The organism is Stenotrophomonas koreensis (assembly GCF_001431525.1).
Taxonomy (GTDB): domain Bacteria; phylum Pseudomonadota; class Gammaproteobacteria; order Xanthomonadales; family Xanthomonadaceae; genus Stenotrophomonas; species Stenotrophomonas koreensis.
Map to the genome: position 1 here is coordinate 387,752 of NZ_LDJH01000006.1, position 26,146 is coordinate 413,897.

19 protein-coding genes, 1 tRNA gene and 2 pseudogenes are annotated in these 26,146 nt (G+C 64.9%); 13 read left to right on the plus strand and 9 right to left on the minus strand.

Annotated features, from left to right (window positions below; genetic code table 11):
- The first annotated feature begins 63 nt into the window (after window positions 1–63).
- The 3 genes and pseudogenes from guaB to ABB25_RS14190 form a co-directional block, all read left to right on the plus strand.
- Window positions 64–1,521 carry an IMP dehydrogenase gene (guaB, locus tag ABB25_RS04360; RefSeq protein WP_057664209.1) on the plus strand — a complete coding sequence of 486 codons (1,458 nt, stop codon included), beginning with the start codon at window positions 64–66 and terminating at the stop codon, window positions 1,519–1,521.
- A 125-nt stretch (window positions 1,522–1,646) separates the two neighbouring features.
- Window positions 1,647–3,212 carry a glutamine-hydrolyzing GMP synthase gene (guaA, locus tag ABB25_RS04365; RefSeq protein WP_057664212.1) on the plus strand — a complete coding sequence of 522 codons (1,566 nt, stop codon included), beginning with the start codon at window positions 1,647–1,649 and terminating at the stop codon, window positions 3,210–3,212.
- Window positions 3,213–3,323: 111 nt separating this feature from the next.
- Window positions 3,324–4,187 (plus strand): annotated as a pseudogene (locus ABB25_RS14190) (IS91-like element ISCR2 family transposase); the annotation flags it as partial.
- A gap of 45 nt (window positions 4,188–4,232) precedes the next feature.
- Here ABB25_RS14190 and ABB25_RS04375 read toward each other — a convergent pair.
- On the minus strand, window positions 4,233–7,118 hold the full coding sequence (locus ABB25_RS04375; protein ID WP_001138082.1) for a Tn3 family transposase: 2,886 nt from the start codon (window positions 7,116–7,118) through the stop codon (window positions 4,233–4,235).
- Window positions 7,119–7,243: 125 nt separating this feature from the next.
- Between ABB25_RS04375 and ABB25_RS04380 the strand changes: the two genes are divergently transcribed.
- From ABB25_RS04380 to ABB25_RS04395, 4 genes and pseudogenes are all read left to right on the plus strand, one after another.
- Window positions 7,244–7,858, plus strand: a complete 615-nt coding sequence (locus ABB25_RS04380) for a recombinase family protein (RefSeq protein WP_000904906.1) — start codon at window positions 7,244–7,246, stop codon at window positions 7,856–7,858.
- A 65-nt stretch (window positions 7,859–7,923) separates the two neighbouring features.
- A complete protein-coding gene (gene aph(3'')-Ib, locus ABB25_RS04385) occupies window positions 7,924–8,727 on the plus strand; it encodes an aminoglycoside O-phosphotransferase APH(3'')-Ib (protein ID WP_001082319.1) in 804 nt (267 codons plus the stop codon).
- A complete protein-coding gene (locus ABB25_RS04390) occupies window positions 8,727–9,563 on the plus strand; it encodes an aminoglycoside O-phosphotransferase APH(6)-Id (protein WP_000480968.1) in 837 nt (278 codons plus the stop codon). Before aph(3'')-Ib ends, ABB25_RS04390 begins: the two co-directional genes overlap by 1 nt.
- Before the next feature lie 108 nt (window positions 9,564–9,671).
- Window positions 9,672–10,292: pseudogene (locus tag ABB25_RS04395) on the plus strand (IS91-like element ISCR2 family transposase); the annotation flags it as partial.
- 175 nt (window positions 10,293–10,467) lie between these two features.
- Here the strand turns inward: ABB25_RS04395 and ABB25_RS14205 are convergent.
- The 7 genes from ABB25_RS14205 to amaB all read right to left on the minus strand — a co-directional run bounded on the left by ABB25_RS14205 (window position 10,468) and on the right by amaB (window position 17,001).
- Window positions 10,468–10,770 (minus strand): phosphoglucosamine mutase, encoded by a 303-nt coding sequence (locus ABB25_RS14205; RefSeq protein WP_000251875.1) that lies wholly within the window; start codon window positions 10,768–10,770, stop codon window positions 10,468–10,470.
- A gap of 86 nt (window positions 10,771–10,856) precedes the next feature.
- Window positions 10,857–11,672 (minus strand): sulfonamide-resistant dihydropteroate synthase Sul2, encoded by an 816-nt coding sequence (gene sul2, locus ABB25_RS04400; protein WP_001043260.1) that lies wholly within the window; start codon window positions 11,670–11,672, stop codon window positions 10,857–10,859.
- A gap of 409 nt (window positions 11,673–12,081) precedes the next feature.
- The gene (locus tag ABB25_RS04405; RefSeq protein ID WP_057664481.1) at window positions 12,082–12,951 is read right to left on the minus strand and encodes a DMT family transporter; all 870 of its coding nucleotides are present in this window, start codon (window positions 12,949–12,951) and stop codon (window positions 12,082–12,084) included.
- 32 nt (window positions 12,952–12,983) lie between these two features.
- Window positions 12,984–14,027 carry a UDP-N-acetylmuramate dehydrogenase gene (gene murB, locus ABB25_RS04410; RefSeq protein ID WP_275452791.1) on the minus strand — a complete coding sequence of 348 codons (1,044 nt, stop codon included), beginning with the start codon at window positions 14,025–14,027 and terminating at the stop codon, window positions 12,984–12,986.
- Window positions 14,024–15,076, minus strand: a complete 1,053-nt coding sequence (locus ABB25_RS04415; RefSeq protein ID WP_057664220.1) for a quinone-dependent dihydroorotate dehydrogenase — start codon at window positions 15,074–15,076, stop codon at window positions 14,024–14,026. The genes murB and ABB25_RS04415 overlap by 4 nt, the downstream gene beginning before the upstream one ends.
- 15 nt (window positions 15,077–15,091) lie before the next feature.
- Window positions 15,092–15,385, minus strand: a complete 294-nt coding sequence (locus ABB25_RS04420; protein WP_057664483.1) for a DUF4190 domain-containing protein — start codon at window positions 15,383–15,385, stop codon at window positions 15,092–15,094.
- 83 nt (window positions 15,386–15,468) lie between these two features.
- Complete coding sequence (gene amaB, locus ABB25_RS04425) at window positions 15,469–17,001, minus strand: L-piperidine-6-carboxylate dehydrogenase (RefSeq protein WP_057664230.1); 1,533 nt, start codon at window positions 16,999–17,001, stop codon at window positions 15,469–15,471.
- 314 nt (window positions 17,002–17,315) lie between these two features.
- On the opposite strand from amaB, the gene ABB25_RS04430 reads away from it, so the two are divergent.
- The 5 genes from ABB25_RS04430 to thrC all read left to right on the plus strand — a co-directional run bounded on the left by ABB25_RS04430 (window position 17,316) and on the right by thrC (window position 23,658).
- A tRNA-Arg gene (locus tag ABB25_RS04430) sits at window positions 17,316–17,392 on the plus strand.
- A gap of 148 nt (window positions 17,393–17,540) precedes the next feature.
- Window positions 17,541–18,434, plus strand: a complete 894-nt coding sequence (locus ABB25_RS04435; RefSeq protein ID WP_083488108.1) for an EamA family transporter — start codon at window positions 17,541–17,543, stop codon at window positions 18,432–18,434.
- Between the two features lie 465 nt (window positions 18,435–18,899).
- Window positions 18,900–21,395 carry a bifunctional aspartate kinase/homoserine dehydrogenase I gene (gene thrA / locus ABB25_RS04440; RefSeq protein ID WP_057664233.1) on the plus strand — a complete coding sequence of 832 codons (2,496 nt, stop codon included), beginning with the start codon at window positions 18,900–18,902 and terminating at the stop codon, window positions 21,393–21,395.
- On the plus strand, window positions 21,392–22,348 hold the full coding sequence (locus tag ABB25_RS04445; RefSeq protein ID WP_057664235.1) for a homoserine kinase: 957 nt from the start codon (window positions 21,392–21,394) through the stop codon (window positions 22,346–22,348). The genes thrA and ABB25_RS04445 overlap by 4 nt, the downstream gene beginning before the upstream one ends.
- Window positions 22,348–23,658, plus strand: coding sequence for a threonine synthase (gene thrC, locus ABB25_RS04450; protein WP_083488092.1), 1,311 nt, complete (start codon window positions 22,348–22,350; stop codon window positions 23,656–23,658). Before ABB25_RS04445 ends, thrC begins: the two co-directional genes overlap by 1 nt.
- 157 nt (window positions 23,659–23,815) lie before the next feature.
- Here the strand turns inward: thrC and ABB25_RS04455 are convergent, their stop codons facing one another.
- Window positions 23,816–24,484: a Crp/Fnr family transcriptional regulator gene (locus tag ABB25_RS04455; protein WP_057664238.1), complete on the minus strand. Its 669-nt coding sequence runs from the start codon at window positions 24,482–24,484 to the stop codon at window positions 23,816–23,818.
- Window positions 24,485–24,684: 200 nt separating this feature from the next.
- Here ABB25_RS04455 and hisS point away from each other — a divergent pair, with 200 nt between their 5' ends.
- Window positions 24,685–26,085, plus strand: a complete 1,401-nt coding sequence (gene hisS / locus ABB25_RS04460) for a histidine--tRNA ligase (protein WP_057664241.1) — start codon at window positions 24,685–24,687, stop codon at window positions 26,083–26,085.
- The last annotated feature ends 61 nt before the right edge of the window (window positions 26,086–26,146 follow it).

A 26,146-nucleotide genomic window follows, 5' to 3' on the forward strand; every position in this document is an offset into this window, starting at 1 on the left:
AGTGCCTAAACACAAGATTTAGGGGTAAAATGTCGCGCTTCCCCACACATACCGGGTACGCCGATGCTCCGCATCCAGGCTGAAGCACTGACCTACGACGATGTCTCCCTCGTTCCGGCCCACTCCATCATCCTGCCCAAGGATGTGGACCTGGGGACCCGCCTGACCCGCGACCTGCGTCTGCGCTTGCCGATTGTCTCGGCAGCGATGGACACGGTGACCGAAGCCCGCCTGGCCATCGCGATGGCCCAGCTTGGCGGCATCGGCATCATCCACAAGAACCTGAGCGTCGAGCAGCAGGCGCTGGAAGTGGCCAAGGTCAAGAAGTTCGAAGCTGGCGTCATCCGCGACCCGATCACCGTCGGCCCGGAAACCACCATTGCCGACGTGTTGGCGCTGACCCGCGCCCACAACATCTCCGGCGTGCCGGTGGTGGACGAGAACGGCCAGCTGGTCGGCATCGTCACCAACCGTGACCTGCGCTTTGAATCGGTACTCACCGATCCGGTGCGCCACGTCATGACCAAGAAGGACCGTCTGGTCACGGTCAAGGAAGGGGCGGCGTCGGACGAAGTGCAGCAGCTGCTACACAAGAACCGCATCGAGAAGGTGCTGGTGGTCAATGACGACTTCAACCTGCGCGGCCTGATCACGGTCAAGGACATCCAGAAGAAGAGCGACAACCCCAATGCCGCCAAGGATGCCGCCACCCGCCTGCTGGTCGGCGCGGCCGTCGGCGTCGGTGGTGACACCGAGCGCCGGGTCGAGGCGCTGGTCGCCGCCGGGGTGGACGTGCTGGTGGTCGATACCGCCCACGGCCATTCGCAGGGCGTGCTCGACCGCGTGGCCTGGGTCAAGAAGCACTTCCCGCAGGTGCAGGTGGTCGGTGGCAACATCTGCACCGGTGAGGCGGCCCTGGCGCTGTATGACGCTGGCGCCGATGCGGTCAAGGTCGGCATCGGCCCGGGCTCGATCTGCACCACCCGCGTGGTCGCCGGTGTCGGCGTGCCGCAGGTGACCGCCATCGACATGGTCGCCGAGGCCCTGCAGGACCGTATCCCGCTGATCGCTGATGGTGGCATCCGCTACTCCGGTGACCTGGGCAAGGCCTTTGCCGCCGGTGCCTCGACGGTGATGATCGGCGGCCTGCTGGCCGGTACCGAGGAGTCGCCGGGCGAGACCGAGCTGTTCCAGGGCCGTTCGTACAAGAGCTACCGCGGCATGGGTTCGCTGGCAGCAATGGAAAAGGGCTCCAAGGACCGTTATTTCCAGGATGCAGCCACCGCCGACAAGCTGGTGCCCGAAGGCATCGAAGGCCGCGTGCCGTACCGCGGCCCGGTCGGCGGCATCATCCACCAGCTGATGGGCGGCCTGCGCGCCACCATGGGCTACGTGGGTTGCGCCACCATCGAGGAAATGCGCACCAAGCCCAAGTTCGTCAAGATCAGCGGTGCCGGCCAGCGTGAGAGCCACGTCCATGACGTGCAGATCATGAAGGAACCGCCGAACTACCGCGTCTGATGAAGCAGGAACGAGTGAAGAGGAACGAGAAACCAGTGTTTCCGTTCCTCTTTTCTCATCGGTTCCCGGATCTTGCTCTCTATCCGTTCCTCGTTCCTATCCACTAGTTCCTGGCCTATCGCCCCATGACCAACATCCACAACGACAAGATCCTGATCCTCGATTTCGGTGCCCAGTACACCCAGCTGATCGCGCGCCGTCTGCGCGAGTTCGGCGTGTACTGCGAAATCTGGGCCTGGGACCATGACCCGGCCGACATCGCCGGCTTCGGCGCCAAGGGCATCATCCTGTCCGGTGGCCCGGAATCGACCACGCAAGCCGGTTGCCCGACCGCCCCGGCCGAGGTGTTTGCTGCCGGCGTGCCGGTGCTGGGCATCTGCTACGGCATGCAGACCATGGCCGCCCAGCTCGGTGGCAGCACCGAAGCGGCCGACCAGCGCGAGTTCGGCCATGCGCAGGTCAAGGTGGTGCATGCCGATGCGCTGCTGGCCGGCCTGAGCGACCACGACGGCGCGCCGCTGCTGGATGTGTGGATGAGCCATGGCGACCACGTGGCCACCATCCCGCCGGGTTTTGTCATCACCGCCGATACCGACCGTATCCCGGTCGCGGCGATGGCCAACGAACAAAAGCGCTGGTACGGCGTGCAGTTCCACCCGGAAGTGACCCACACCAAGCAGGGCACCGCGCTGCTGCGCCGCTTTGCGGTGGACATCTGCGGCTGCGCCACGCTGTGGACGGCGGCCAACATCATCGAGGACCAGATTGCCCGCGTGCGCGCCCAGGTCGGCGATGACGAAGTGATCCTGGGCCTGTCCGGCGGTGTCGATTCCTCGGTCGTGGCCGCGCTGCTGCACCGGGCCATTGGCGACAAGCTGACCTGCGTATTCGTCGACACCGGCCTGCTGCGCTTCCAGGAAGGCGACCAGGTGATGGCGATGATGGCCGAAAACATGGGCGTCAAGGTCGTGCGCGTCAATGCCGCCGACCGCTACTTCGCCGCGCTGGAAGGCGTGTCTGACCCGGAAGCCAAGCGCAAGATCATCGGCAACCTGTTTGTCGAGATCTTCGATGAGGAGTCGGCCAGGCTGTCCAACGCCAAGTGGCTGGCCCAGGGCACCATCTACCCGGACGTGATCGAGTCGGCCGGCTCCAAGACCGGCAAGGCGCATGTGATCAAGAGCCATCACAACGTCGGCGGCCTGCCCGAGCACATGAAGCTGGGCCTGGTCGAGCCGCTGCGCGAGCTGTTCAAGGACGAAGTGCGTCGCCTCGGCGTTGAGCTTGGCCTGCCGCGCAGCATGGTTTACCGCCATCCGTTCCCGGGCCCGGGCCTGGGCGTGCGCATCCTGGGCGAAGTGAAGCGTGAGTACGCCGAACTGCTGGCCCGCGCCGATGCCATCTTCATCGAGGAGCTGCGCAAGGCCGACCTCTATGACAAGACCAGCCAGGCCTTTGCGGTGTTCCTGCCGGTCAAGTCGGTCGGCGTGGTCGGCGATGCGCGTGCCTACGAATGGGTGATCGCCCTGCGCGCGGTGGAGACCATCGACTTCATGACCGCGCACTGGGCGCACCTGCCGTACGACTTCCTCGGCACCGTCTCCAACCGCATCATCAACGAGCTGCGCGGTGTTTCCCGCGTGGTCTACGACATCTCCGGCAAGCCACCGGCGACGATCGAGTGGGAGTGACGGGCACTGGCTGGCAATGTCTAGCAACGGCAGGCATTTCGGCTGAGGGTAAAAGAACTTTCCGCTAAGCGATAGACTGTATGTAAACACAGTATTGCAAGGACGCGGAACATGCCTCATGTGGCGGCCAGGACGGCCAGCCGGGATCGGGATACTGGTCGTTACCAGAGCCACCGACCCGAGCAAACCCTTCTCTATCAGATCGTTGACGAGTATTACCCGGCATTCGCTGCGCTTATGGCAGAGCAGGGAAAGGAATTGCCGGGCTATGTGCAACGGGAATTTGAAGAATTTCTCCAATGCGGGCGGCTGGAGCATGGCTTTCTACGGGTTCGCTGCGAGTCTTGCCACGCCGAGCACCTGGTCGCTTTCAGCTGTAAGCGTCGCGGTTTCTGCCCGAGCTGTGGGGCGCGGCGGATGGCCGAAAGTGCCGCCTTGCTGGTTGATGAAGTACTGCCTGAACAACCCATGCGTCAGTGGGTGTTGAGCTTCCCGTTTCAGCTGCGTTTCCTGTTTGCCAGCCGGCCCGAGATCATGGGGTGGGTGCTGGGCATCGTTTACCGCGTCATTGCCACGCACCTGGTCAAGAAAGCGGGCCATACCCACCAAGTGGCCAAGACGGGCGCGGTCACCCTGATCCAGCGTTTTGGATCGGCGCTCAATCTGAATGTTCACTTCCACATGCTGTTTCTCGACGGTGTGTATGTCGAGCAATCCCACGGCTCAGCGCGTTTCCGCTGGGTCAAGGCGCCGACCAGCCCAGAGCTCACCCAGCTGACGCACACCATCGCCCACCGGGTGGGTCGCTATCTGGAACGGCAAGGCCTGCTGGAACGGGATGTCGAAAACAGCTATCTGGCCTCGGATGCGGTGGATGACGACCCGATGACACCCCTGCTGGGGCACTCGATCACTTACCGTATCGCTGTCGGTTCACAGGCGGGGCGAAAGGTGTTCACTTTGCAAACTCTGCCGACCAGTGGTGATGGGGTCGTTTGCGGGAGGGGGCGGAATCCTACGCTAAGGCTTTGGCCAGCGATATTCTCCGGTGAGATTGATGTGTTCCCATCCGAGCGGCGAAACATGGGCCAAGAGATCGGGCGATAGCAGCTTTCCATCGCGTTTCTGGTTTGCAACGACCTCGCCGAGCTTCATGGTGTTCCAGAAGATGATGATGGCGGCGAGCAGATTCATGCCGGCGATGCGGTAATGCTGGCCTTCGGCGGAACGGTCGCGGATTTCACCGCGGCGGTGGAAGCTGATTGCCCGCTTCAGCGCATGATGAGCTTCGCCTTTGTTGAGCCCGATCTGGGCACGCCGTTGGAGTTCGGCATCCAGAATCCAGTCGATCATGAACAGGGTGCGCTCGACGCGACCGACTTCCCGCAGGGCTGTCGCGAGCTCGTTCTGCCGCGGATAGGAGGCGAGTTTCCGCAGAATCTGGCTTGGCGCGACGGTCCCGGCAGCAATGGTGGCGGCGATGCGCAGGATGTCGGGCCAATTGCGCTCGATCATGGCTTGGTTGACCTTTCCGCCGATCAACGCTCGCAGGTGCGCCGGGGCGGCCGACGGATTGAACGCGTAGAGCCGTTTGGATGGCAGGTCGCGGATGCGCGGAGCGAACCGGTAGCCGAGAATGGCACATGCGGCAAAGACGTGATCGGTGAAGCCGCCCGTGTCGGTGAACTGCTCGCGGATATGGCGTCCAGCATCGTTCATCAGCAGGCCATCGAGGATGTAAGGCGCTTCGCTTGCCGTTGCAGGAATCACCTGGGTTGCGAACGGCGCATATTGGTCGGAGACGTGGCTATAGGCTTTCAGGCCCGGGGTATTGCCATATTTCGCGTTGACCAGGTTCATGGCCTCACCTTGCTCTGTAGCGACGAAGAACTGTCCGTCGCTCGAAGCCGACGTGCCCATGCCCCAGAACCGGGCCATGGGTAACGCTGCCTGTGCCTCGACCACCATGGCCAGCGCCCGGTCATAGGCTTCGCCCTCGACATGCCACCGTCCAATGCGGATCAATTCCCAGAAGGTGTGGGTGTTTGTCGCATCCGCCATTTTGCGCAAGCCGAGGTTGATCCCTTCCGCCAAGATAACGTTCATTAGCCCGATCCGGTCAGCGCAGGGTGCTCCTGTGCGCAGATGGGTGAACGCTTCGGTGAAGCCGGTCGCCGCATCCACCTCCAGCAGGAGATCGGTGATGCGCGTGGGCGGGATCTGCTTGTAGAGATCGAGCACCAGATCTTCGGCGCCTGTCGGCGCGGCGGCTTCGAGTTTCTCGATATGCAGAACGCCGTTTTCAATCGACCCGCCCGGGATCGTGCCTGCGCGAGCGGCACGGCCAAGCTCGCGCAACCGCATGTCGAGGCGAGCTTGCCGGTCTGCCAGCCATTCCTCCGGCCGCAATGGCACAGCGAGACGACCGCCTTCCGCGATGGATTGTGCCGGAACGAGTGCGTGTTTCAGATCGCCATAGCGCCGGGACCTAGTAAGCCAGACATCTCCGGAGCGGAACGCATCGCGCAGATGGAACAGCACCGCGATCTCCCATAGGCGAGCGTCGCCAGCCCTCTGGGCCCGAAGGTGGCGATGCCATTTCGAGCTGGGCCGCAAGAAGCTGGTCATCGCGGCATCGTTCAAACCGGTACGAAGGGCCGTCACCGCTTCCAGAAGCGGCAGTGCAACGGGCGCAGCTCGCAGATCGAGCAGGCGCAACATGCGTGGAGCGTATCGGCGGAAGCGGTGATAACCGTCGAGCACATGATTGAGCGGATCGTCGGCCATGGTGGCGGTCAGCCTGGTTGCCATTGCAACAAGGGTTTTTAAGCCGTCCCACCCTGACCCACTCGCGATGACATCGCCCAGCGGCTGGCCATCATCCTGTGCATCGACCAGGGCGCCCCCGATCTCGGCGAAGGATTTCAGGGTGTCACGCACCACCCCCGCTTCGTCTGCGACCTTTGCATGGCAAATACGCTCCGAAGCACGGTAGAGACGGCCGACGATCCGGTCGTGGGTTTCGACCACTGCGTCGGCCAACATCGCCTGCCATTCCGAGACGCAAACAGCCAAGATCGCAAGCCGCCTGTCCTCCGGGAGATCGCGCATGCCGTCGGCATAATACCGTTCACCCTGCCTGCGCAGACGAGTCACCCGATGGGCAGGAACGCCGGCAAGCAGATCCTCGGGGAGATCGATGCGTTGCAGATATTCGAGCCGGTCGAGCAGCCGGTTGGCCGACGAAGAGTTCGAGCCAGGCTCGAACTGGCGCAGCCACACAAAACGGGTCACCCGATCATCAGCCGTCTCCTCGAGCAATGCCAGCAACTGTTCTCGGATCGACATAGGCAGCCGACTGGCGATCCTCGTCTCGATGCGTCGCTCGGCATCGACGAGAGCCGCGGCACAAAGCCGCTCGATCGTGGATGTCGCGGGAAGGACAGTGCGGGTGCGTCGGCACTCGGCTACGAAGCGACGGGCGATATCCTCGTTCGACACCGCCATCTCGGCTTCTCGGAACAACCATTCCTTCAGCTCGCTCGCACCACGTCCGGAGAAGGTGCGGAAGCCGTAGAGCCCCCGTAACTCGGCAAGATGCTCGTGCCGTGTTTCCTCGCGGGCAGCATAGTCTACGAGATCGTCGGCACCCAGGCCAAGCTGCGCTCCGATAAATTCGATGACCTCTGCAGGGATCAGTTCGCCTGGAGCCAGCACCCGGCCGGGATAGCGCAGGACACACAATTGCAGGGCGAAGCCGAACCTGTTGTGAGCGCGCCGACGCAGCCTGATATGCCCAAGGTCTTCATCACTCAGCGTATAGTGCTTGAGCAAATCCGTCTGTGAAGTCGGCAAGCGCAACAGCGCGTCTTTCTGCCGATCGGTTAGAGTGACGCGACGCGGCATACATGTTCCTTTTTCAAAATCTGATAGCGTTCAAGACGCTTTGTTTATGAAGCTGGTTGAGATACATTTCCAGAGGTCAATGCAATCGTGGCCGAAGCGCCGCCTCAAACCAACGTTTGTGATACATGCTGATCGGATATGCCCGCGTCTCCAAAGCCGATGGCTCGCAGTCTCTCGACCTGCAGCACGACGCCTTGCGCGCCGCAGGTGTCGAACGGGACAATATCTATGATGATCTTGCTTCCGGCGGTCGTGATGATCGCCCTGGCTTGACTGCCTGCCTCAAGTCATTGCGTGACGGCGATGTGCTGGTGGTCTGGAAGCTCGATCGCCTCGGACGATCGCTTGCCCATCTGGTCAACACGGTGAAGGAGCTGTCAGACCGCAAGATCGGCCTGCGGGTTCTGACTGGAAAGGGCGCTCAGATCGACACCACGACTGCGTCCGGTCGCATGGTGTTCGGAATCTTCGCCACCTTGGCCGAGTTCGAGCGGGATCTGATCCGAGAGCGCACCATGGCGGGTCTCGCCTCCGCGAGAGCGCGCGGTCGCAAGGGCGGACGAAAATTCGCGCTCACCAAAGCTCAGGTGCGTCTCGCGCAAGCCGCCATGGCCCAGCGCGATACTTCAGTTTCCGATCTCTGCAAGGAACTCGGCATCGAGCGCGTCACTCTCTACCGATATGTCGGTCCCAAAGGCGAGCTCAGAGACCATGGAAAGCATGTTCTCGGACTTACGTAGCAACTCGTTTCTTTTCGCAGGTTGAGCCACCTCCGCGCTTCATCAGAAAACTGAAGGAACCTCCATTGAATCGAACTAATATTTTTTTTGGTGAATCGCATTCTGACTGGTTGCCTGTCAGAGGCGGAGAATCTGGTGATTTTGTTTTTCGACGTGGTGACGGGCATGCCTTCGCGAAAATCGCACCTGCTTCCCGCCGCGGTGAGCTCGCTGGAGAGCGTGACCGCCTCATTTGGCTCAAAGGTCGAGGTGTGGCTTGCCCCGAGGTGATCAACTGGCAGGAGGAACAGGAGGGTGCATGCTTGGTGATAACGGCAATTCCGGGAGTACCGGCGGCTGATCTGTCTGGAGCGGATTTGCTCAAAGCGTGGCCGTCAATGGGGCAGCAACTTGGCGCTGTTCACAGCCTATCGGTTGATCAATGTCCGTTTGAGCGCAGGCTGTCGCGAATGTTCGGACGCGCCGTTGATGTGGTGTCCCGCAATGCCGTCAATCCCGACTTCTTACCGGACGAGGACAAGAGTACGCCGCAGCTCGATCTTTTGGCTCGTGTCGAACGAGAGCTACCGGTGCGGCTCGACCAAGAGCGCACCGATATGGTTGTTTGCCATGGTGATCCCTGCATGCCGAACTTCATGGTGGACCCTAAAACTCTTCAATGCACGGGTCTGATCGACCTTGGGCGGCTCGGAACAGCAGATCGCTATGCCGATTTGGCACTCATGATTGCTAACGCCGAAGAGAACTGGGCAGCGCCAGATGAAGCAGAGCGCGCCTTCGCTGTCCTATTCAATGTATTGGGGATCGAAGCCCCCGACCGCGAACGCCTTGCCTTCTATCTGCGATTGGACCCTCTGACTTGGGGTTGATGTTCATGCCGCCTGTTTTTCCTGCTCATTGGCACGTTTCGCAACCTGTTCTCATTGCGGACACCTTTTCCAGCCTCGTTTGGAAAGTTTCATTGCCAGACGGGACTCCTGCAATCGTCAAGGGATTGAAACCTATAGAAGACATTGCTGATGAACTGCGCGGGGCCGACTATCTGGTATGGCGCAATGGGAGGGGAGCAGTCCGGTTGCTCGGTCGTGAGAACAATCTGATGTTGCTCGAATATGCCGGGGAGCGAATGCTCTCTCACATCGTTGCCGAGCACGGCGACTACCAGGCGACCGAAATTGCAGCGGAACTAATGGCGAAGCTGTATGCCGCATCTGAGGAACCCCTGCCTTCTGCCCTTCTCCCGATCCGGGATCGCTTTGCAGCTTTGTTTCAGCGGGCGCGCGATGATCAAAACGCAGGTTGTCAAACTGACTACGTCCACGCGGCGATTATAGCCGATCAAATGATGAGCAATGCCTCGGAACTGCGTGGGCTACATGGCGATCTGCATCATGAAAACATCATGTTCTCCAGTCGCGGCTGGCTGGTGATAGATCCCGTCGGTCTGGTCGGTGAAGTGGGCTTTGGCGCCGCCAATATGTTCTACGATCCGGCTGACAGAGACGACCTTTGTCTCGATCCTAGACGCATTGCACAGATGGCGGACGCATTCTCTCGTGCGCTGGACGTCGATCCGCGTCGCCTGCTCGACCAGGCGTACGCTTATGGGTGCCTTTCCGCAGCTTGGAACGCGGATGGAGAAGAGGAGCAACGCGATCTAGCTATCGCGGCCGCGATCAAGCAGGTGCGACAGACGTCATACTAGATATCAAGCGACTTCTCCTATCCCCTGGGAACACATCAATCTTACCGGAGAATATCGTTGGCCAAAGCCTTAGCGTAGGATTTCGCCCTCTCCCGCAAACGACCCCGTGATCCGTTCGGTGACGGGATTGGCAAGGTAGCCGGGTCCAGCCTGCACGCCGGCGTGGCGGCCAGGGCCGATGAACGCAAGAAGCTCGAACGGCTGTGCCGGTACATCAGCCGCCCGGCGGTATCCGAGAAGCGGCTGTCGTTAACACGAGGCGGCAACGTGCGCTACCAGCTCAAGACGCCGTACCGGGACGGCACCACGCACGTCATTTTCGAACCATTGGATTTCATTGCAAGGCTGGCCGCCCTGGTACCGAAGCCCAGAGTCAACCTAACCCGCTTCCACGGGGTGTTCGCACCCAACAGTCGGCACCGGGCGTTGGTCACGCCGGCAAAACGGGGCAGGGGCAACAAGGTCAGGGTGGCTGATGAACCGGCAACACCAGCACAACGGCGAGCGTCGATGACATGGGCGCAACGGCTCAAGCGTGTTTTCAATATCGACATCGAGACCTGCAGCGGCTGCGGCGGCGCCATGAAAGTCATCGCCTGCATTGAAGACCCTATAGTGATCAAGCAGATCCTTGATCACCTGAAGCACAAAGCCGAAACCAGCGGGACCAGGGCGTTACCCGAAAGCCGGGCGCCACCGGCTGAGCTGCTCCTGGGTCTGTTTGACTGACGAGCCTGAAGGCCAACGATACCAATCAAAATGCTGCGTTCACAGCGCCGCGGCAGGGATCCGCCGTGCTGGTTGTCGGAAAAGGAGCCGCTAGTGGGAAAGAGGAGGGTAAATTTTCAGCGTTGCTGGCTCCCCGTCAGCCGGATTGGGTTGCATCGCAGGGGTGTCGAAAGAGTCAACTGCGGTCCAAAGCTGTTGGACTTGGGTGAAAAGGGCGTTTATTCTTCCTATACGTTGTCGGCAGCGGGCCAAAAAGGAATACGTCCATGCCCATCGAGGTGAAACCGGCTGTGAGCGCGGGTTCAAGCATATAGCCCGACAGGCGCGTATCCTTGCCGATCACGACACGATGGCGGTGGTCACCGCGACGAAAGACACGGCCAGCCGCCATGCCGACGCGCAAGGCGGTTTCCGCCGTCATCGCGCCTTCGTTGGCTTTGCCACGAATACCGTCTGTGCCGAAATATTTGCGCACCATAAGGTCGATTATCCTGTCGTCGGGTCGCCCTCAAAGGGGACATGCCTGCTGAACCGCGAATATAGAGAAATATCCCGAATGTGCAGTTAACGAATTCTTGCGGTTTCTTTCAGCGCCGCCAATACCGCCAGCCCGTCGCGCAAGGGGCGCGGCTCGTGTGTGCGGATGAAGTCAGCTCCACCTGCGGCGGCGGCAAGCTCTGCAGCGAGTGTCGCGGCCCCGACATCCCCCGGACCACGGCCTGTGAGCGCGCGCAGAAAGGATTTGCGCGAAACAGACAGAAGCACCGGCAAATCGAAGCGCAGCCGCAATTCATCGAACCGCGCCAGCACCGAGAGCGAGGTTTCGGGAGCAGCCCCCAGAAAAAACCCCATGCCGGGATCAAGGACAAGGCGGTTGCGTTTGATACCGGCACCCGTCAGCGCCGCGATGCGCGCGTCAAAGAACGCCGCAATGTGATCCATGATGTCGCCAGCGGGTGCCTCGCGCCGATCTGCCTGCCCGTCTTGCACCGAATGCATAACGACGAGTTTGGCAGATGATTTCGCCAATTGCGGATAGAACGCAGCGTCTGGAAAACCGCGAATATCATTGAGATAGGCCACACCACGCGACAAGGCATAGGCTTGCGTCGCGGGTTGATAACTGTCGAGCGAGACGGGAATGCCATCTGCCTTGAGCGCGTCCAGCACCGGCGCGATACGCGCGATTTCTGTGTCGGACGAAACAGGCGCGGCGTCGGGATTGCTGGATGCCGGACCGAGGTCGATCACATCTGCCCCCTCGGCCATCAGCTTACGCGCCTGCGCAATGGCTGCGTCTGGCGCCAGATACCGGCCTCCATCGGAGAAACTGTCCGAGGTTATGTTGACGATGCCGAAAATGATGAGCGATTTATTCATGGGGGCTTCTATAATAATAATAATCGAGCATGAGTCTCATACGGATGCTCGGGTCGAAAGGGAATCCCCAGGCGAGTAACCTGTTTGCGGTGATCCATTAGCTGCAGGAGCAGAAGAGCATACATCTGGAAGCAAAGCCAGGAAAGCGGCCTATGGAGCTGTGCGGCAGCGCTCAGTAGGCAATTTTTCAAAATATTGTTAAGCCTTTTCTGAGCATGGTATTTTTCATGGTATTACCAATTAGCAGGAAAATAAGCCATTGAATATAAAAGATAAAAATGTCTTGTTTACAATAGAGTGGGAATGAGCCGCTGCCAGCGGCGGTAAGCAGACAGGGCGCCTGTGGGCGCCCTGTTGCATGGTGTCTTCGTTGTTTTGCTGCCCGCCAGCGCTGGCCGCGGTGACCGGCTTATTCGCTGGGCTGGGCGCCGGCGCTCAGGCGCTGGCTGGCGGCCTTGCGGGCCAGTACCGCTTCGCGGTGGGCGATGTAGGCATTGGCGCCGAGGATCACCGCCGCACCGGCCACGGTCCAGGCATCGAGCACCTCGCCAAACAGCAGCCAGCCCAGGGTGGCTACCAGTGGCAGCTGGGTGAAGCTGATCGGGGTCAGCGCCGAGACGTCACCCAGGCGCAGGGCGCGGGTCCACAGCAACTGGCCGATGGTGCCGAGCACGCCGGTAGCGGCCAGCCACAGCCAGGCGACCGGGCTGGGCCAGACCCACTGCAGCAGCGCCGGCACCAACGACAGCGGCACCCAGAACAGGTAGGTGTACAGCACCACCGTGTCCGGGGAGTCGGTACGGGTGAGCTGCTTGATCTGGATGGCGACGATCGCGCTGAGGATGGCCGCGGCCACCGGCACCAGCAGGCCGAAGCTGAAGGCGTGGTGGCCGGGGCGGACAATCAGCAGCACGCCGATGAAGCCGGCCATCACCGCGGCCCAGCGCCGCACGCGCACCACTTCGCCCAGCCACAGCGCGGCGGCGATGGTGACAAACACCGGGGTGGAATAGGAAATCGCCGTGGCCTGGGACAGCGGCAGGTGGCCCAGTGCCCAGAAGCCGCACAGCATCGACACCAGGCCGATTCCCGAGCGCAGCGCATAGCGCGGCAGTTGCCGGGTTTTCCATACCTGCGGGCCGGCACCCAGCAGGATCGGCAGCATCGCCAGCAGGCCGAAGGCGTTGCGGAAGAACGCCACCTCGGTGGTCGGTACATGCGCGGTGGCCAGGCGGATGGTCACCGCCATCAGGCCGAAGCCCAGGGTGCTGCCCAGCATCAGCCAGGCCGCGCGCACGGCGGTGGAGCGGCTCACCACTGCGCGCCGATCAGGCGCGGTTCCGGTTCGATGGCCACGCCGAAACGCTGCTGCACCGAGGCGGCGATCTCGCGCGCCAGCGCCAGCAGCTGCGCGCCAGTAGCCTGGCCATGGTTGACCAGCACCAGGGCGTGGTCCGGCGAGACCCCGGCATCACCCTCGCGATACCCCTTCCAGCCGGCCTGCTCGATCAGCCAGCCGGCCGAGAGTTTGCGTTTCTCCGGCTGGCCGGCCGGGAATACCGGCATCTGCGGCCACTGCTGCAGCAGGGCCTGGGCCTGTTCGGCGCTGACAATCGGGTTCTTGAAGAAGCTGCCGGCATTGCCCAGCCGGGCCGGGTCGGGCAGCTTGCGCTGGCGGATGGCGATCACCGCATTGGCCACATCACGGGCACTGGGTAGGGTGACGCCATCGGCGCGCATCTGTTCCTCGATCCCGGCATAGCCGGTGCGCAGTTCACTGAGCAGCGGCAGGCGCAGTTCGATCGCGGTGATGATCCAGCGGTCCGGCTGCTGCTTGAACACGCTGTCGCGGTAGCCGAAGGCGCAGTCCTCCGGCAGCAGACGCTGGAACTGCCCGCTGTGGCGGTCCCAGGCCTCCACGGCGTGGATGAAATCGCCGGCCTGGGCGCCATAGGCGCCGATGTTCTGGATCGGTGCGGCGCCGGCAGTGCCGGGGATCAGGGCCAGGTTTTCCAGCCCGGACAGGCCGTGGTCCAGGGTCCACATCACCAGGGGATGCCAGCCCATGCCGGCACCGGCGCGGACGATGGCATGGTCGGCGCGGTGTTCGATGATGGCCACCGAAGTGTCGTCGATGACCAGCAGCGTGGCCTGCGGGTCGCTGACCAGCAACAGGTTGGAGCCACCACCGAGGGTGATCAACGGCTGTCCGGCTACTTCCGGGTGCGCCAGCGCCGCCGGCAGGGCCTGGCTGTCGTGCACGCGCAGCAGGCGCGGCGCGGTGGCCGCTACCCCGAAGGTGTTCATCGATTGCAGTGCGACATCGTGGTGCAGCTGCCAGCCTGGCGTACTCACAGGTGGGCTACCCCGCTGGAGGGCGCTTCGCGCCGGCGGCGGATCGATTCGACGCATTCGCCGATCAGTGCCGGGCCGCGGTAAACCAGCCCGCTGTAGAGCTGCACCATGGTCGCGCCGGCACTCATCTTGGCCGCCGCATCAGCCCCGGAGCAGATGCCGCCGACGCCGATCAGCGGGATCGACTCCGGCAGCCGGGTGCGCAGGCGGCGCAGCACCGCGGTGGAGCGCGCCATCACCGGTGCCCCGGACAGGCCGCCGGCCTCGCTGGCCAGTGGGTGGTTTTCCATGCCCATGCGCGCGATGGTGGTGTTGGTGGCGATCACCCCGTCCACCTGCAGCTCTGCCAGCACACGGGCGGCGGCATCGACATCGGCATCGCTCAGGTCCGGCGCCACCTTGACCAGCATCGGCACCCGCTTGCCATGGCGTGCGGCCAGGGTTTCCTGGCCATCGCGCAGGTGGCTGACCAGCTCGCGCAGGGCCTGTTCTTCCTGCAGCTCGCGCAGCCCGGCAGTGTTGGGCGAGGAGATGTTGACGGTGATGTAGTCAGCCAGCGCGTACACCTTTTCCAGACAGGTCAGGTAATCGGTATGGGCCAGCTCGTTGGGGGTGTCCTTGTTCTTGCCGATGTTGATGCCGAGGATGCCGCGATCACGCCGTGCCGCACGCACATTGGCCACCAGCGCATCGACGCCGGCATTGTTGAAACCCATGCGGTTGATCACGCCCAGGTGCTCGGGCACGCGGAACAGCCGTGGCTGCGGATTGCCGGCCTGCGGGCGCGGGGTCACCGTGCCGATTTCGACATAGCCAAAGCCCAGCGCGAACAGCGCATCGATATGCTCGCCGTTCTTGTCCAGGCCGGCCGCCAGGCCCACCGGGTTGGGGAATTCCAGGCCGAAAGCGCGGGTTGGCAGCGGTGCTGGCCGGCTGGCCAGCAGCCCCAGCGTACCGCTGCGGTAGGCAAGATCCAGGGCGCGCAGGCCGGCGCCATGGGCGCGCTCGGCATCCATGCAGAACAGGGCGGGACGGAGCAGGGAATACATACGGCAAGGCTCGGGTCAGGCGTTCAGGCTGAGCAGCATGGCCAGCCCGCCAAAGAAGAGGAAAAACGCCAGGATCCCGAGGATCCACAGCGCAATCGAGACCCAGCCCAGGATCAGCCCGGCCAGTGCCAGGCCATCGCCCTGCTGGGGCTGGCGACGGATCTGCGCCCGGGCCAGATGCCCGAACACGATGGCGCCGATACTGCCCAGCAGCGGGATCATCGACCAGCCAAGGATGCCCATCACCAGCGACGCCACCGCATAGCCATTGGTCGTGCTGGTCGGTACGGGTACAGGGGGCGTTGGCATTGCCGGGTTGTCTGCAAGGTCGGTCATTGGCTGGCGCTCGTGAAAGCCGGCTCCCGCACGGGCAGGCGGGAGCCGGCGCAGGCTTACAGGTCGAACTTGATGCCCTGGGCCAGCGGCAGCGAGTCGGAGTAGTTGATGGTGTTGGTCTGGCGGCGCATGTAGACCTTCCACGCATCCGAGCCGGACTCACGGCCACCGCCGGTTTCCTTCTCGCCACCGAAGGCACCGCCGATCTCGGCACCGGAAGTGCCGATGTTGACGTTGGCGATGCCGCAGTCGCTGCCGGCTGCCGACAGGAACTTCTCGGCTGCCTTCAGGTTCGTGGTGAAGATCGACGAGGACAGGCCCTGCGGCACGCCGTTCTGCATCTCGATCGCTTCGTCCAGGGTGGAGTACTTCATCACGTACAGGATCGGGGCGAAGGTCTCGTGCTGGACCACTTCATCGCTGTTCTTCAGGCCGGTGACGATGGCCGGCAGCACGAAGTTGCCCGGGCGGTCGATCGCGGTGCCACCGGTCTGCACGGTGCCGCCTGCGGCCTTGGCTTTCTCGATCGAGGCCAGGAACTGCTGCACCGCTTCGGGGCTGTTGAGCGGGCCCATCAGGTTGGCTGCATCCAGCGGATCGCCGATCTTGCCTTCGACCTGCTTGTAGGCCTTGATCAAGGTGGCCAGCACGTTGTCGTAGATCGATTCGTGCACGATCAGGCGGCGGGTGGTGGTGCAGCGCTGGCCGGCGGTGCCGACGGCGCCGAACACGATGCCCGGCACGGCCAGCTTCAGGTCGGCGGTTTCGTCCAGGATGATCGCGTTGTTGCCGCCCAGCTCGAGCAGGCAGCGGCCCAGGCGGGCGGCGACCTTCTGGTTGACGATGCGCCCGACCTGGGTCGAGCCGGTGAAGGAGATCAGCGGCACGCGCTTGTCCTCGACCAGCTTCTCCGACAACGCGGTGCCGGCGTCGTTGATCAGGAAGAAGATGTCCGGGAAGCCGCCTTCGCGCAGGGCTTCGTTGCAGATGCGCATGGACGCGATCGCGGTCAGCGGGGTCTTGTTGGACGGCTTCCAGATGCAGACATCACCGCAGATCGCGGCCAGGAAGCTGTTCCAGGCCCAGACCGCGACCGGGAAGTTGAAGGCCGAGATGATGCCGACGATGCCCAGCGGCTGGTACTGCTCGTACATGCGGTGGCCGGGGCGCTCGCTGTGCATGGTGTAGCCATACAGCATGCGGCTCTGGCCCACGGCAAAGTCGGCGATGTCGATCATTTCCTGGACTTCGCCGTCGCCTTCCGGCTTGGACTTGCCCATTTCCAGCGCGACCAGCGAACCCAGCGCGTCCTTGTGCCGGCGCAGGGCTTCGCCGCACAGGCGGATGGCCTCGCCACGACGCGGTGCCGGGGTGGTGCGCCAGACCTTGAAGGCCTGCTGGGCGCGGGCCAGGATGGTTTCGTAGTCCGCCTCGGTGGTGGCCTGGACCTGGGCAATGACCTCGCCGGTGGTCGGGTTGCGCGGGCTGATGGTCCCGGCACCGGTAGCGCTGGACCATTCTCCATCACCCAGGTAGGTACCGGAATTGGTGGCGTCCAGCCCTAAGGCCTTGAGCAGTTCAAACGACATGGAAACTCCAGATTACGTTACGAAAAGGTCACGCACCCGCGGCGCGTCCGGGGGGAGGTGGCATGTGGGCATGCCATCTTAACAGAGCGCTGAAACACTACGTTGGGCAGGGCTGGGGGCGTGTTGCCGGTGGCGTGGTGCGGTACCGGCGCCAGTGGCCGTGGGGGCCGGGCCTGCCGCGGCGCCGGTCACGTTGTGCGCGGGTGCGAGGGCTGCAGCGGGGTGGGGGCTTGGTACGGTTGCCCTGCGCTGTGAACTGCGGCTCCGGGCGATGGCCGTGAACGGAGAGCGGATGCTAGAATCGCCGGCCTCATGGCTCCGTAGCTCAGCTGGATAGAGCGGTCCCCTCCTAAGGGACAGGTCGCACGTTCGAATCGTGTCGGGGCCACCACCTTTGCACAGGTCGGAGAGCTGCCAGCGCCCATGCGCTGCGCCGCCCCGGCCTGTTGTTCATTGCAGGGCCTTGCAGCGTGATCCAGCGCAACAACCAGACCGCGTGGGGACTGTTCAACGGCGTGCTCGCCGGTGCCCTGTGGGGCATGGTGTTCCTGGCGCCGGCCTTGACCACCGCATTTTCTGCGCTGCAGCTGGCCGTGGGCCGCTACCTGCTATACGGCGCGGTGGCCTGTGCGTTGCTGCTGCCGTTGTGGCCGGCGCTGCGTGCGCAGGTCGATCGCCGCGCCTGGCTGGCCCTGGCCGGGCTGAGCCTGCTCGGCAACCTGGTCTATTTCGTGTTTCTGGCGATGGCCGTGCACTGGGCTGGCGGTGCGGCGGCCGCGCTGATCGTGGGCATGGTGCCGGTGGTGGTGGCGGCGGTGGATGCGCGGCGGCCAACGGCCCTGCCGTTGCGCCAGCTGGCACCGGCGCTTTGCCTGTGTGTGCTGGGCTCGCTGCTGGTGGCCTGGGCAGCACTCGGCCACGGCGGTGGAGCGATGGCCGATGCAGACCGGGATCTCGGCCAGCGCGTGCTGGGCCTGCTCTGCGCGCTGGCCGCGCTGGCCGCCTGGAGTGCCTACTCGATCGCCAATGTGGTGTGGATGCGGCGCTATCCGCGCCTGTCCGGGCATGCCTGGTCATTGCTGACCGGAGTGGCGACCGGGGCCATCGCCGTGCTGTTGCTGCCGCTGGCGCTGTGGCTGGGTCCGCTCGGGCAGAGCCAGGGCCAGTGGCTGCACTTTGCCGGCATCTGTGCGCTGCTGGCCGTCGGTGCCTCGGTGCTGGGCAATGCCTGCTGGAACCGGGCCACGCGCAGCCTGCCGCTGAGCCTGGGCGGGCAGCTGATCGTGTTTGAAACCCTGTTCGCACTGCTTTATGGCTTCATCTGGCAGCAGCGTGGCCCGACCCTGCTGGAGCTGCTGGCCATTGCGCTGTTGGTCGGCGGGGTCGTGCTGGCCGCACAGGCCCACGCCCGCTGGGAAAAAATCCACGGTTGAGCCGCGCAGGCCCGGCGCCTGGCCGCGGTAATGGCCGGTTGCGCTGGCGGCTTGCGCTGCCGCCCGACGCTGGCATCGGCGCGCGTTGGTCCGCGGCTGCCGCAGCGGCTGTGGCCGCTTGATCCGCGGGTTTTGACAGAAGATCGCTGACGATCACATTTGCAACCAAATCGGTGCATGTTCGCCGATGATGCGCGGAAAATTATTTTGCAATGCAACAGTTGACAGCAGCAGGCGCTGTGCGGTCTGCTCGCTGCATGTCGATCTGCCGCGCCACCGTTGATTCCACTGCCGCCGTGCTGGCGCCTGCTGGCGTCACCGGCATGACCATCATTACCACCACCACTTGGCTGGTGCGGCCCGTCGTATTCGTCTAACCCCCGAAAACAACGGCCCCGCACCGACCAGGTTGCGGGACTTCGCAACCTGCGGTGCCGGGCCTCAATCCCCCAGAGGTCTGTTGTGATGTCATCGTCCGCCGCTGCACCCGCTTCCTCGCCCGATGCCTTGGTCATCGCCCACAAGTTCGGCGGTACCTCGGTGGCCTCGGCGCAGCGTTACCGGCATGTCGCCGAGCTGCTGCTGCAGCGCCCGGAAACCACCCAGGTGGTGGTGGTCTCGGCGATGAAGGGTGTCACCGATGCGCTGATCGAGCTGGCCAACCTCGCTGCCCAGGGGCAGCCGCAGTGGCGTCAGGCCTGGCAGGCGTTGCGCCAGCGTCACCACGAGGCGGCCACCGAGCTGCTGGGCGAGGACTCGGCCGACCTGCTGCAGTGGCTGGACGGGCGCTTTGACAAGCTGGCCGGGTTGCTTGAGGCACTGGCGGTGATCGGTGGTCTGCCCGAGGAGGTGCTCGAGCGCGTCCAGGGCTTGGGCGAGGTGTTCTCGGCACAGCTGCTGGGCCGCTATTTCAACCGGCTCGGCCAACCCTGCGCGGTGCTCGATGCCCGCGATGTGCTGGTGGTTGCACACGGCGAGCTGGGGGTCAGCGTCGACTGGGAACGCAGTGCGGCCAACCTGGCCGCCTGGCGCGTGGACAACCCGCAGTCGCGGGTGGTGGTCACCGGTTTTGTCGCCCGTGATGGCCAGGGCCGGATCACCACCCTGGGCCGCAACGGCAGCGATTATTCCGGGGCGATCTTTGCCGCGCTGTTCGAGGCGGCCGAGCTGCACATCTGGACCGATGTCGACGGTGTGCTCTCGGCCGACCCGCGGGTGGTGCCCGAGGCGGTGACCCTGGCCGCGCTCAGCTATGACGAGGCCTGCGAACTGGCCTATTTCGGCGCCAAGGTGGTGCACCCGCAGACGATGAGCCCGGCCATCGCCCGGCAGATGCCGATCGTGATCCGCAACACCTTCAACCCGAGCCATCCCGGCACTCGGATTGCGTCCAGCAGTGAGCCCAGTGGCCCGATCAAGGGCCTGACCCTGAGCGAGCAGCTGGCCGTGCTCAACCTGGAAGGCAGCGGCCTGATCGGCGTGCCCGGTACCGCCGAGCGGGTGTTCGCCGCGCTGCGCCATGCCCAGGTCTCGGTGGTGATGATCTCGCAGGGCTCCTCGGAGCATTCGATCTGCTGCGTGGTGCGTGCCGGCGATGCCGCGCGCGGCCGCCAGGCCCTGCTGCAGGCCTTTGCCCATGAACTGGCCAACGGCCACGTGCACCGGGTCCAGCTCACGGAAGGGGTCAGCGTGCTGGCCGCCGTCGGCGACGGCATGGCCGGCCAGCCGGGTGTGGCCGCGCGCCTGTTCAATGCGCTGGGCCGGGCCCAGGTCAACATCCTGGCCATCGCCCAGGGCGCCTCGGAGCGCAACATCTCGGTGGCGGTGGCCAGTGCCGACGCCCAGCGTGCGCTGCGCGCGGCGCATGCCGGGTTCTGGTTGTCCGAACAGACCTTTGCCATTGGCGTGATCGGCCCGGGCAATGTCGGCGCTGCACTGATCGAGCAGCTGCTCGGTGCACGCGAGGGCCTGCGCCAGCGAGCCAACCTGGACCTGCGCCTGCTGGCGGTGGGCAGTCGCCAGCAGATGCTGCTCTCGCCCACGGCCCTGGCCAGCGACTGGCGCCAGGCCCTGGCCGGGCAGGCCGCGCCGCTGGACCTGCAGGCCTTCGCTGCGCACCTGCGCCGCAGCGAACTGCCGCACGCGATGATCATCGACTGCTCCGGCAGCTCGGAGGTGGCCGACCACTATGCCCAGTGGCTGGCCGCCGGCATCCATGTGATCACCCCCAACAAGCAGGCCGGGGCTGGCCCGCAGCAGCGCTATGCCGCGATCCAGGCAGCAGCGCGGGCCAGCGGTGCGCGCTTCCGTTACGAGGCCACGGTCGGTGCGGGGCTGCCGGTGATCACCACCCTGCGCGACCTGGTGGATACCGGCGACCAGCTGCACAGCATCGAGGGCATCTTCTCCGGCACCCTGGCCTGGTTGTTCAACACGTTCGATGGCAGCGTGCCGTTCTCGCAGCTGGTCAGCCAGGCGCGGGCGATGGGCTACACCGAGCCGGACCCGCGCGATGACCTGTCCGGCATCGATGTGGCGCGCAAGCTGGTGATCCTGGCGCGCGAGGCCGGCTTTGCGCTGGAGCTGGACGATGTCCAGGTCGAAAGCCTGGTGCCCGAGGCCCTGCGCAGCGCCGATGTGGAACAGTTCATGGCGCGCCTGGCCGAGGTCGATGCCGCGTTTGCGCAGCGCCAGGCACAGGCGGCTGCCGCCGGCCAGGTGCTGCGCTACGTGGCACGCTTCGTGCCGGGGCAGGGCGCGCAGGTGGGGCTGGTGGCCGTGCCGGCCGATCACGGCTTTGCCCACCTGCGCCTGACCGACAACGTGGTCCAGTTCACCACCGCCCGCTACTGCGCCAACCCGCTGGTGGTGCAGGGACCGGGTGCCGGGCCGGAGGTCACCGCTGCCGGCGTGTTTGCCGATGTGCTGCGGGTGGCCGCCGGTGAAGGGGCGCGGCTGTGAGCGGGGCGCAGGTTTGTGCCTGGTCCAGTGCATTCGCGCCGGCCTCGGTGGGCAATGTCGCCGTCGGCTTTGACCTGCTCGGGCATGCGCTGGCCGGTGTCGGCGATACCGTGCACGTGCGCCGGATTGCTGCGCCGGAAGTGCGCATCCTGGCCATCCGCCACACCCCGTTCGCGCTGCCACTGGAGGCAGTGCGCAACACCGCCGGGGCGGCGTTGATCGCGCTGCGCGAACAGTTGCAGCTGGCCCATGGCTTTGAGTTGGTGATCGACAAGGGCATCGCGCTGGGCTCGGGCATGGGTGGATCGGCCGCCTCCTGCGTGGCCGCGCTGGTGGCCGCCAATGCACTGTTGGACAGCCCGCTGGCGCGCGAGCAGCTCTACGACTTCGCGTTGACCGGCGAGGCGGTGGCCAGTGGTGGCCGCCACGGCGACAACGTCGCCCCGATGCTGCTCGGCGGCCTGGTGCTGGCCACCGCGCAGCGGATGGTGCCCATCCCGGTGCCGCAGGACTGGCACTGCCTGCTGGTACATCCGGATGCGGTGCTGGAAACCCGCCAGGCCCGGCAGGCGCTGGCCGGTGCCTACCAGCTGGCCGAGTTCGTCGCCCAGAGCGCCAACCTGGCCCAGGTCATCGCCGGCTGTTACCGCGCCGATGCGGCGCTGGTGCGTGCCGGGCTGGCCGATGTGCTGGTCGAGCCGCGCCGCGCCGGCTTGATTGCCGGCTTTGCCCAGGCCAAGGCGGCAGCACTGCAGGCCGGGGCGATGGGCGCGAGCATCTCCGGCGCCGGCCCCAGCGTGTTTGCCTGGTTTGAAACCGCTGCCGCTGCCAGCCTGGCGACGGCCCCTATACAGGCGGCCTTTGCCGCCGCCGGGCTGTCCAGCCAGGCCTGGATCAGCCCGATCAATGCCCCTGCCGCCCACCTGTGCCCATCCCCCGAGGACCTGCCGTGATGTCTGCTCCGCTGCGTTTTGTCTCCACCCGTGGCCAGGCGCCGGCGGTCGGCCTGTCTGCGGCGATTGCCGCCGGGCTGGCGCCCGATGGTGGCCTGTATGTGCCGCAGACCCTGCCGGAGATGCCGTCGCTGCAGGCTGGGCGTGAGCTGGCCCAGACCGCGCAGGCCCTGCTGGCGCCGTGGTTTGCCGGCGATCCGCTGGCCGCTGCGCTGCCGGCGATCTGCGATGCGGCCTTCGATTTCCCGGCGCCACTGCAAGCGCTGGCTACCCCGCACGACTGGCTGCTGGAACTGTTCCATGGCCCGACGGCGGCCTTCAAGGATTTCGGTGCGCGTTTCCTGGCCCAGTGCCTGGCCCGGTTGCCGCGTCCGGACGACCGGCCGCTGACGATCGTGGTGGCTACTTCCGGTGATACCGGTGCGGCCGTGGCTGCGGCCTTCCACGGCCTGCCCGGGCTGCGCGTGGTGGTGCTGTATCCCGATGGCCGGGTCTCGCCGCGCCAGGCGCACCAGCTCGGCTGCCTGGGGGGCAACATCCAGGCCTTCAAGGTCGCCGGCAGTTTCGATGACTGCCAGGCCATGGCCAAGCAGGCGCTGGCCGATACCGCGCTGCAGGCGCAGTGTCCGCTCAGCTCGGCCAATTCGATCAGCCTGGGGCGGTTGCTGCCGCAGATGGCTTATTACGCCCATGCCGCGCTGAGCCATCATGCCGCGACCGGCAGGCCGCTGAACCTGGTGGTGCCCACCGGCAACCTCGGCAACGCGATGGCCGCGGTGCTGGCCCGCGGCCTCGGCGTGCCGCTGGCGCAGATCGTGCTGGCCACCAATGCCAACCACGTGCTGCCGGACTTCTTTGCCGGCGGCGACTATCACCCGGGTCCCGGTGTGGCCACCCTGGCCAATGCAATGGATGTCGGCGCGCCGAGCAACTTCGAGCGCCTGCAGTGGTTCTACCATGGCGATGCGGCGGCGCTGCGCGCCGGCTTTGTGGCCCGCAGTGTCGATGATGCGCAGATCCGCGCCCTGATCAGCCAGCGCCACCAGCAGTACGGCGAGGTGGTCTGCCCGCATACCGCCTGCGGCCTGGCGGTGCTGCAGCAGCTGCGCAGCGAGGGTGTCGCTGCGCCCGGGCAGGACTGGGCGGTGGCGGCCACCGCCCATCCGGCCAAGTTCGAGGGGGTGGTCGAGCCGTTGATCGGGCAGGCGCTGGCGGTACCGCCGGCACTGGCGGCGTTGCTGCAACGCCCGGCCCATGCCGAGCCGCTGGCGGCCAGTTATCCGGCCTTGCGCGCTCGCCTGCTGGCCTGAGCGCCCAGTTGTCCACAGGGGTTGTGGAAATCTTGCCGGTTAACCTTGTGGACAACTTGCTGCAGGCCTTGTTCTGCCAGCATCCGGGGTGGGTTGGTGAAAATCTGACCATGCCCTCGGGGGCTTGCCTGCCGGCAGAAAGTATGGGCCGGATGAGTCAGTCCAGGCCGTCACTGGCCAGGCTTTCCAGGCCATCACGATCGAGGATTTCCACCACGCTCAGGTGGGGCAGGGCGATCAGCCCGGACTGCCGCAGCTTGGTGAAGGTGCGGCTGACCGTTTCCATGGTCAGGCCCAGGTGGTCGGCGATGTCGCCGCGCCCCATCGGCAGCGCAACGCGGTTGCCGTTGTGCTGGTGACGGGCCTGGCGATCAGCCAGGCGCAGGATGAAATCGGCCAGTTTTTCCGGCGGCTGCATCCGCCCCAGCGCCAGGGCGCTGTCCTGTGCCGCGTCCAGCTCCTGGCAGGCACGCTGCAGCAGCTTGCGCTCCAGGTGGGCATAGCGCAGGCGCAGTTCGCGCATCTGTGCCACCCCGACCCGGCAGACCCGGCTGTCGGCGATGGCCTCGATGTCATAACGGTAGGTATCGCTGCCGCTGAGCCCGACATAGTCGCCCGGCAGCACGAAGCCGGTGACCAGCCGTCGGCCATCGGCCAGCGTGCGCACCAGGCGCAGCGCGCCGGCGGTCAAGGTATAGACATGCAGGCGGTCTTCACCGGCACGGGCCAGGGTGGCGCCGTTGTCTACCGCGAAGGAGGTGGTGACCTGTTCCAGTGCCTGCACCTCCTCGGCCGACAGCGCCGAACACACAGCCAGATGGCGCACGGAGCAATGGATGCAGTCGCGCGCCGGAGCGCACTCGTCAAGGGATGCATCGGTGCTGGTTGGGGCAGCATCTGGTGGGGAGTAAGGCCAGGACATGGTGCACGCAGCGGGGCAGGTGCCCGCATTCTACTGCATGCCCCGAGCGGCCTGCGTATTAGAATAGGCCTTCGACCAACCGCATAGTTTGATGGAGTTCTACCGTGATCAAGCCCCGCACGCCTGCCGGCGTCATGGAACTGCTGCCGCGCGAGCAGATTGCGTTTCAGCGCATGCTGGACGTGATCCGCCGCAATTACGAGCGTTTCGGGTTCTTGCCGGTGGAAACCCCGGTATTCGAGCTGTCCGATGTCTTGCTGACCAAGAGCGGCGGCGAGACCGAGCGCCAGGTGTACTTCGTGCAGTCCACCGGTGCGCTGGCCAACGCCGCCGAAGCCGGTGACAAGAGCCTGCCGGAAATGGCCATGCGCTTTGACCTGACCGTGCCGCTGGCCCGATACGTGGCCGAGCACGAACACGAGCTGAGCTTCCCGTTCCGCCGCTACCAGATGCAGCGCGTCTACCGTGGCGAGCGTGCCCAGCGCGGCCGCTTCCGCGAGTTCTACCAGTGCGATATCGATGTCATCGGCAAGGACAGCCTGTCCATCCGCTATGACGCCGAAGTGCTGGCGGTAATCAATGCAGTGTTCTCCGAGCTGCGCATCGGTGAGTTTGCGGTGCAGTTGAACAACCGCAAGCTGCTGCGCGGTTTCTTCGAGTCCCAGGGCGTGGCCGACGGCGCGCTGCAGCTGGCGGTATTGCGCGAGGTCGACAAGATCGACAAGCGCGGCCCGGACTACGTGCGCGAGACCCTGATGGGTGAGGGCTTCAACCTGCCGGCCGAACGCGTGGCAAAGATCCTGGAGTTCATCGGCGTGCGCTCCAATGGTCATGCCGATGCGCTGGCGCAGCTCGATGCCCTGCTGGCTGACCCGGAAGCCACCGAGATGCTGCGTACCGGCGTGGCCGAGCTGCGCGAGGTGATCGAACTGGTGCATGGCCTGGGCGTGCCCGAGAGCGCCTACCGGCTGAACTTCTCCATCGCCCGCGGCCTGGACTACTACACCGGCACGGTCTACGAGACCCAGCTCACCGCGCACCCGGAGATCGGTTCGATCTGCTCCGGCGGCCGCTACGAGGACCTGGCCAGCCACTACACCAAGAGCAAGCTGCCGGGCGTGGGCATCTCCATCGGCCTGACCCGGCTGTTCTGGCAGCTGCGCGAGGCCGGGCTGATTGCCGGCATTGCCGAATCCAGCGTGCAGGCGATGGTCGCGCTGATGGATGAAGGTGCGATGGCGCAGTCGCTGGACATTGCCCGCCGCCTGCGTGCCGGCGGCATCAACACCGAGGTGCAGCTGGAGCCGAAGAAGATCGGCAAGCAGTTCCAGTACGCCGCCAAGGCCGGCATCCGCTTCGTCGTACTCGCCGGTGAGGATGAAATCGCCCGCGGCGTGGTGGCGGTCAAGGACCTGGTGCGCGAGCAGCAGTTCGAAGTCGCCCGCGAAGAGCTGGCCAGCACCCTGCAGGTGGAGCTGGAACAGGCCCGCGCGATGGCGCGTTGACGGGCCATCCGCCATCGGGCCTGGATCCGGTAGCTGAACACCCTGTAAAAGCCCCCGCTGT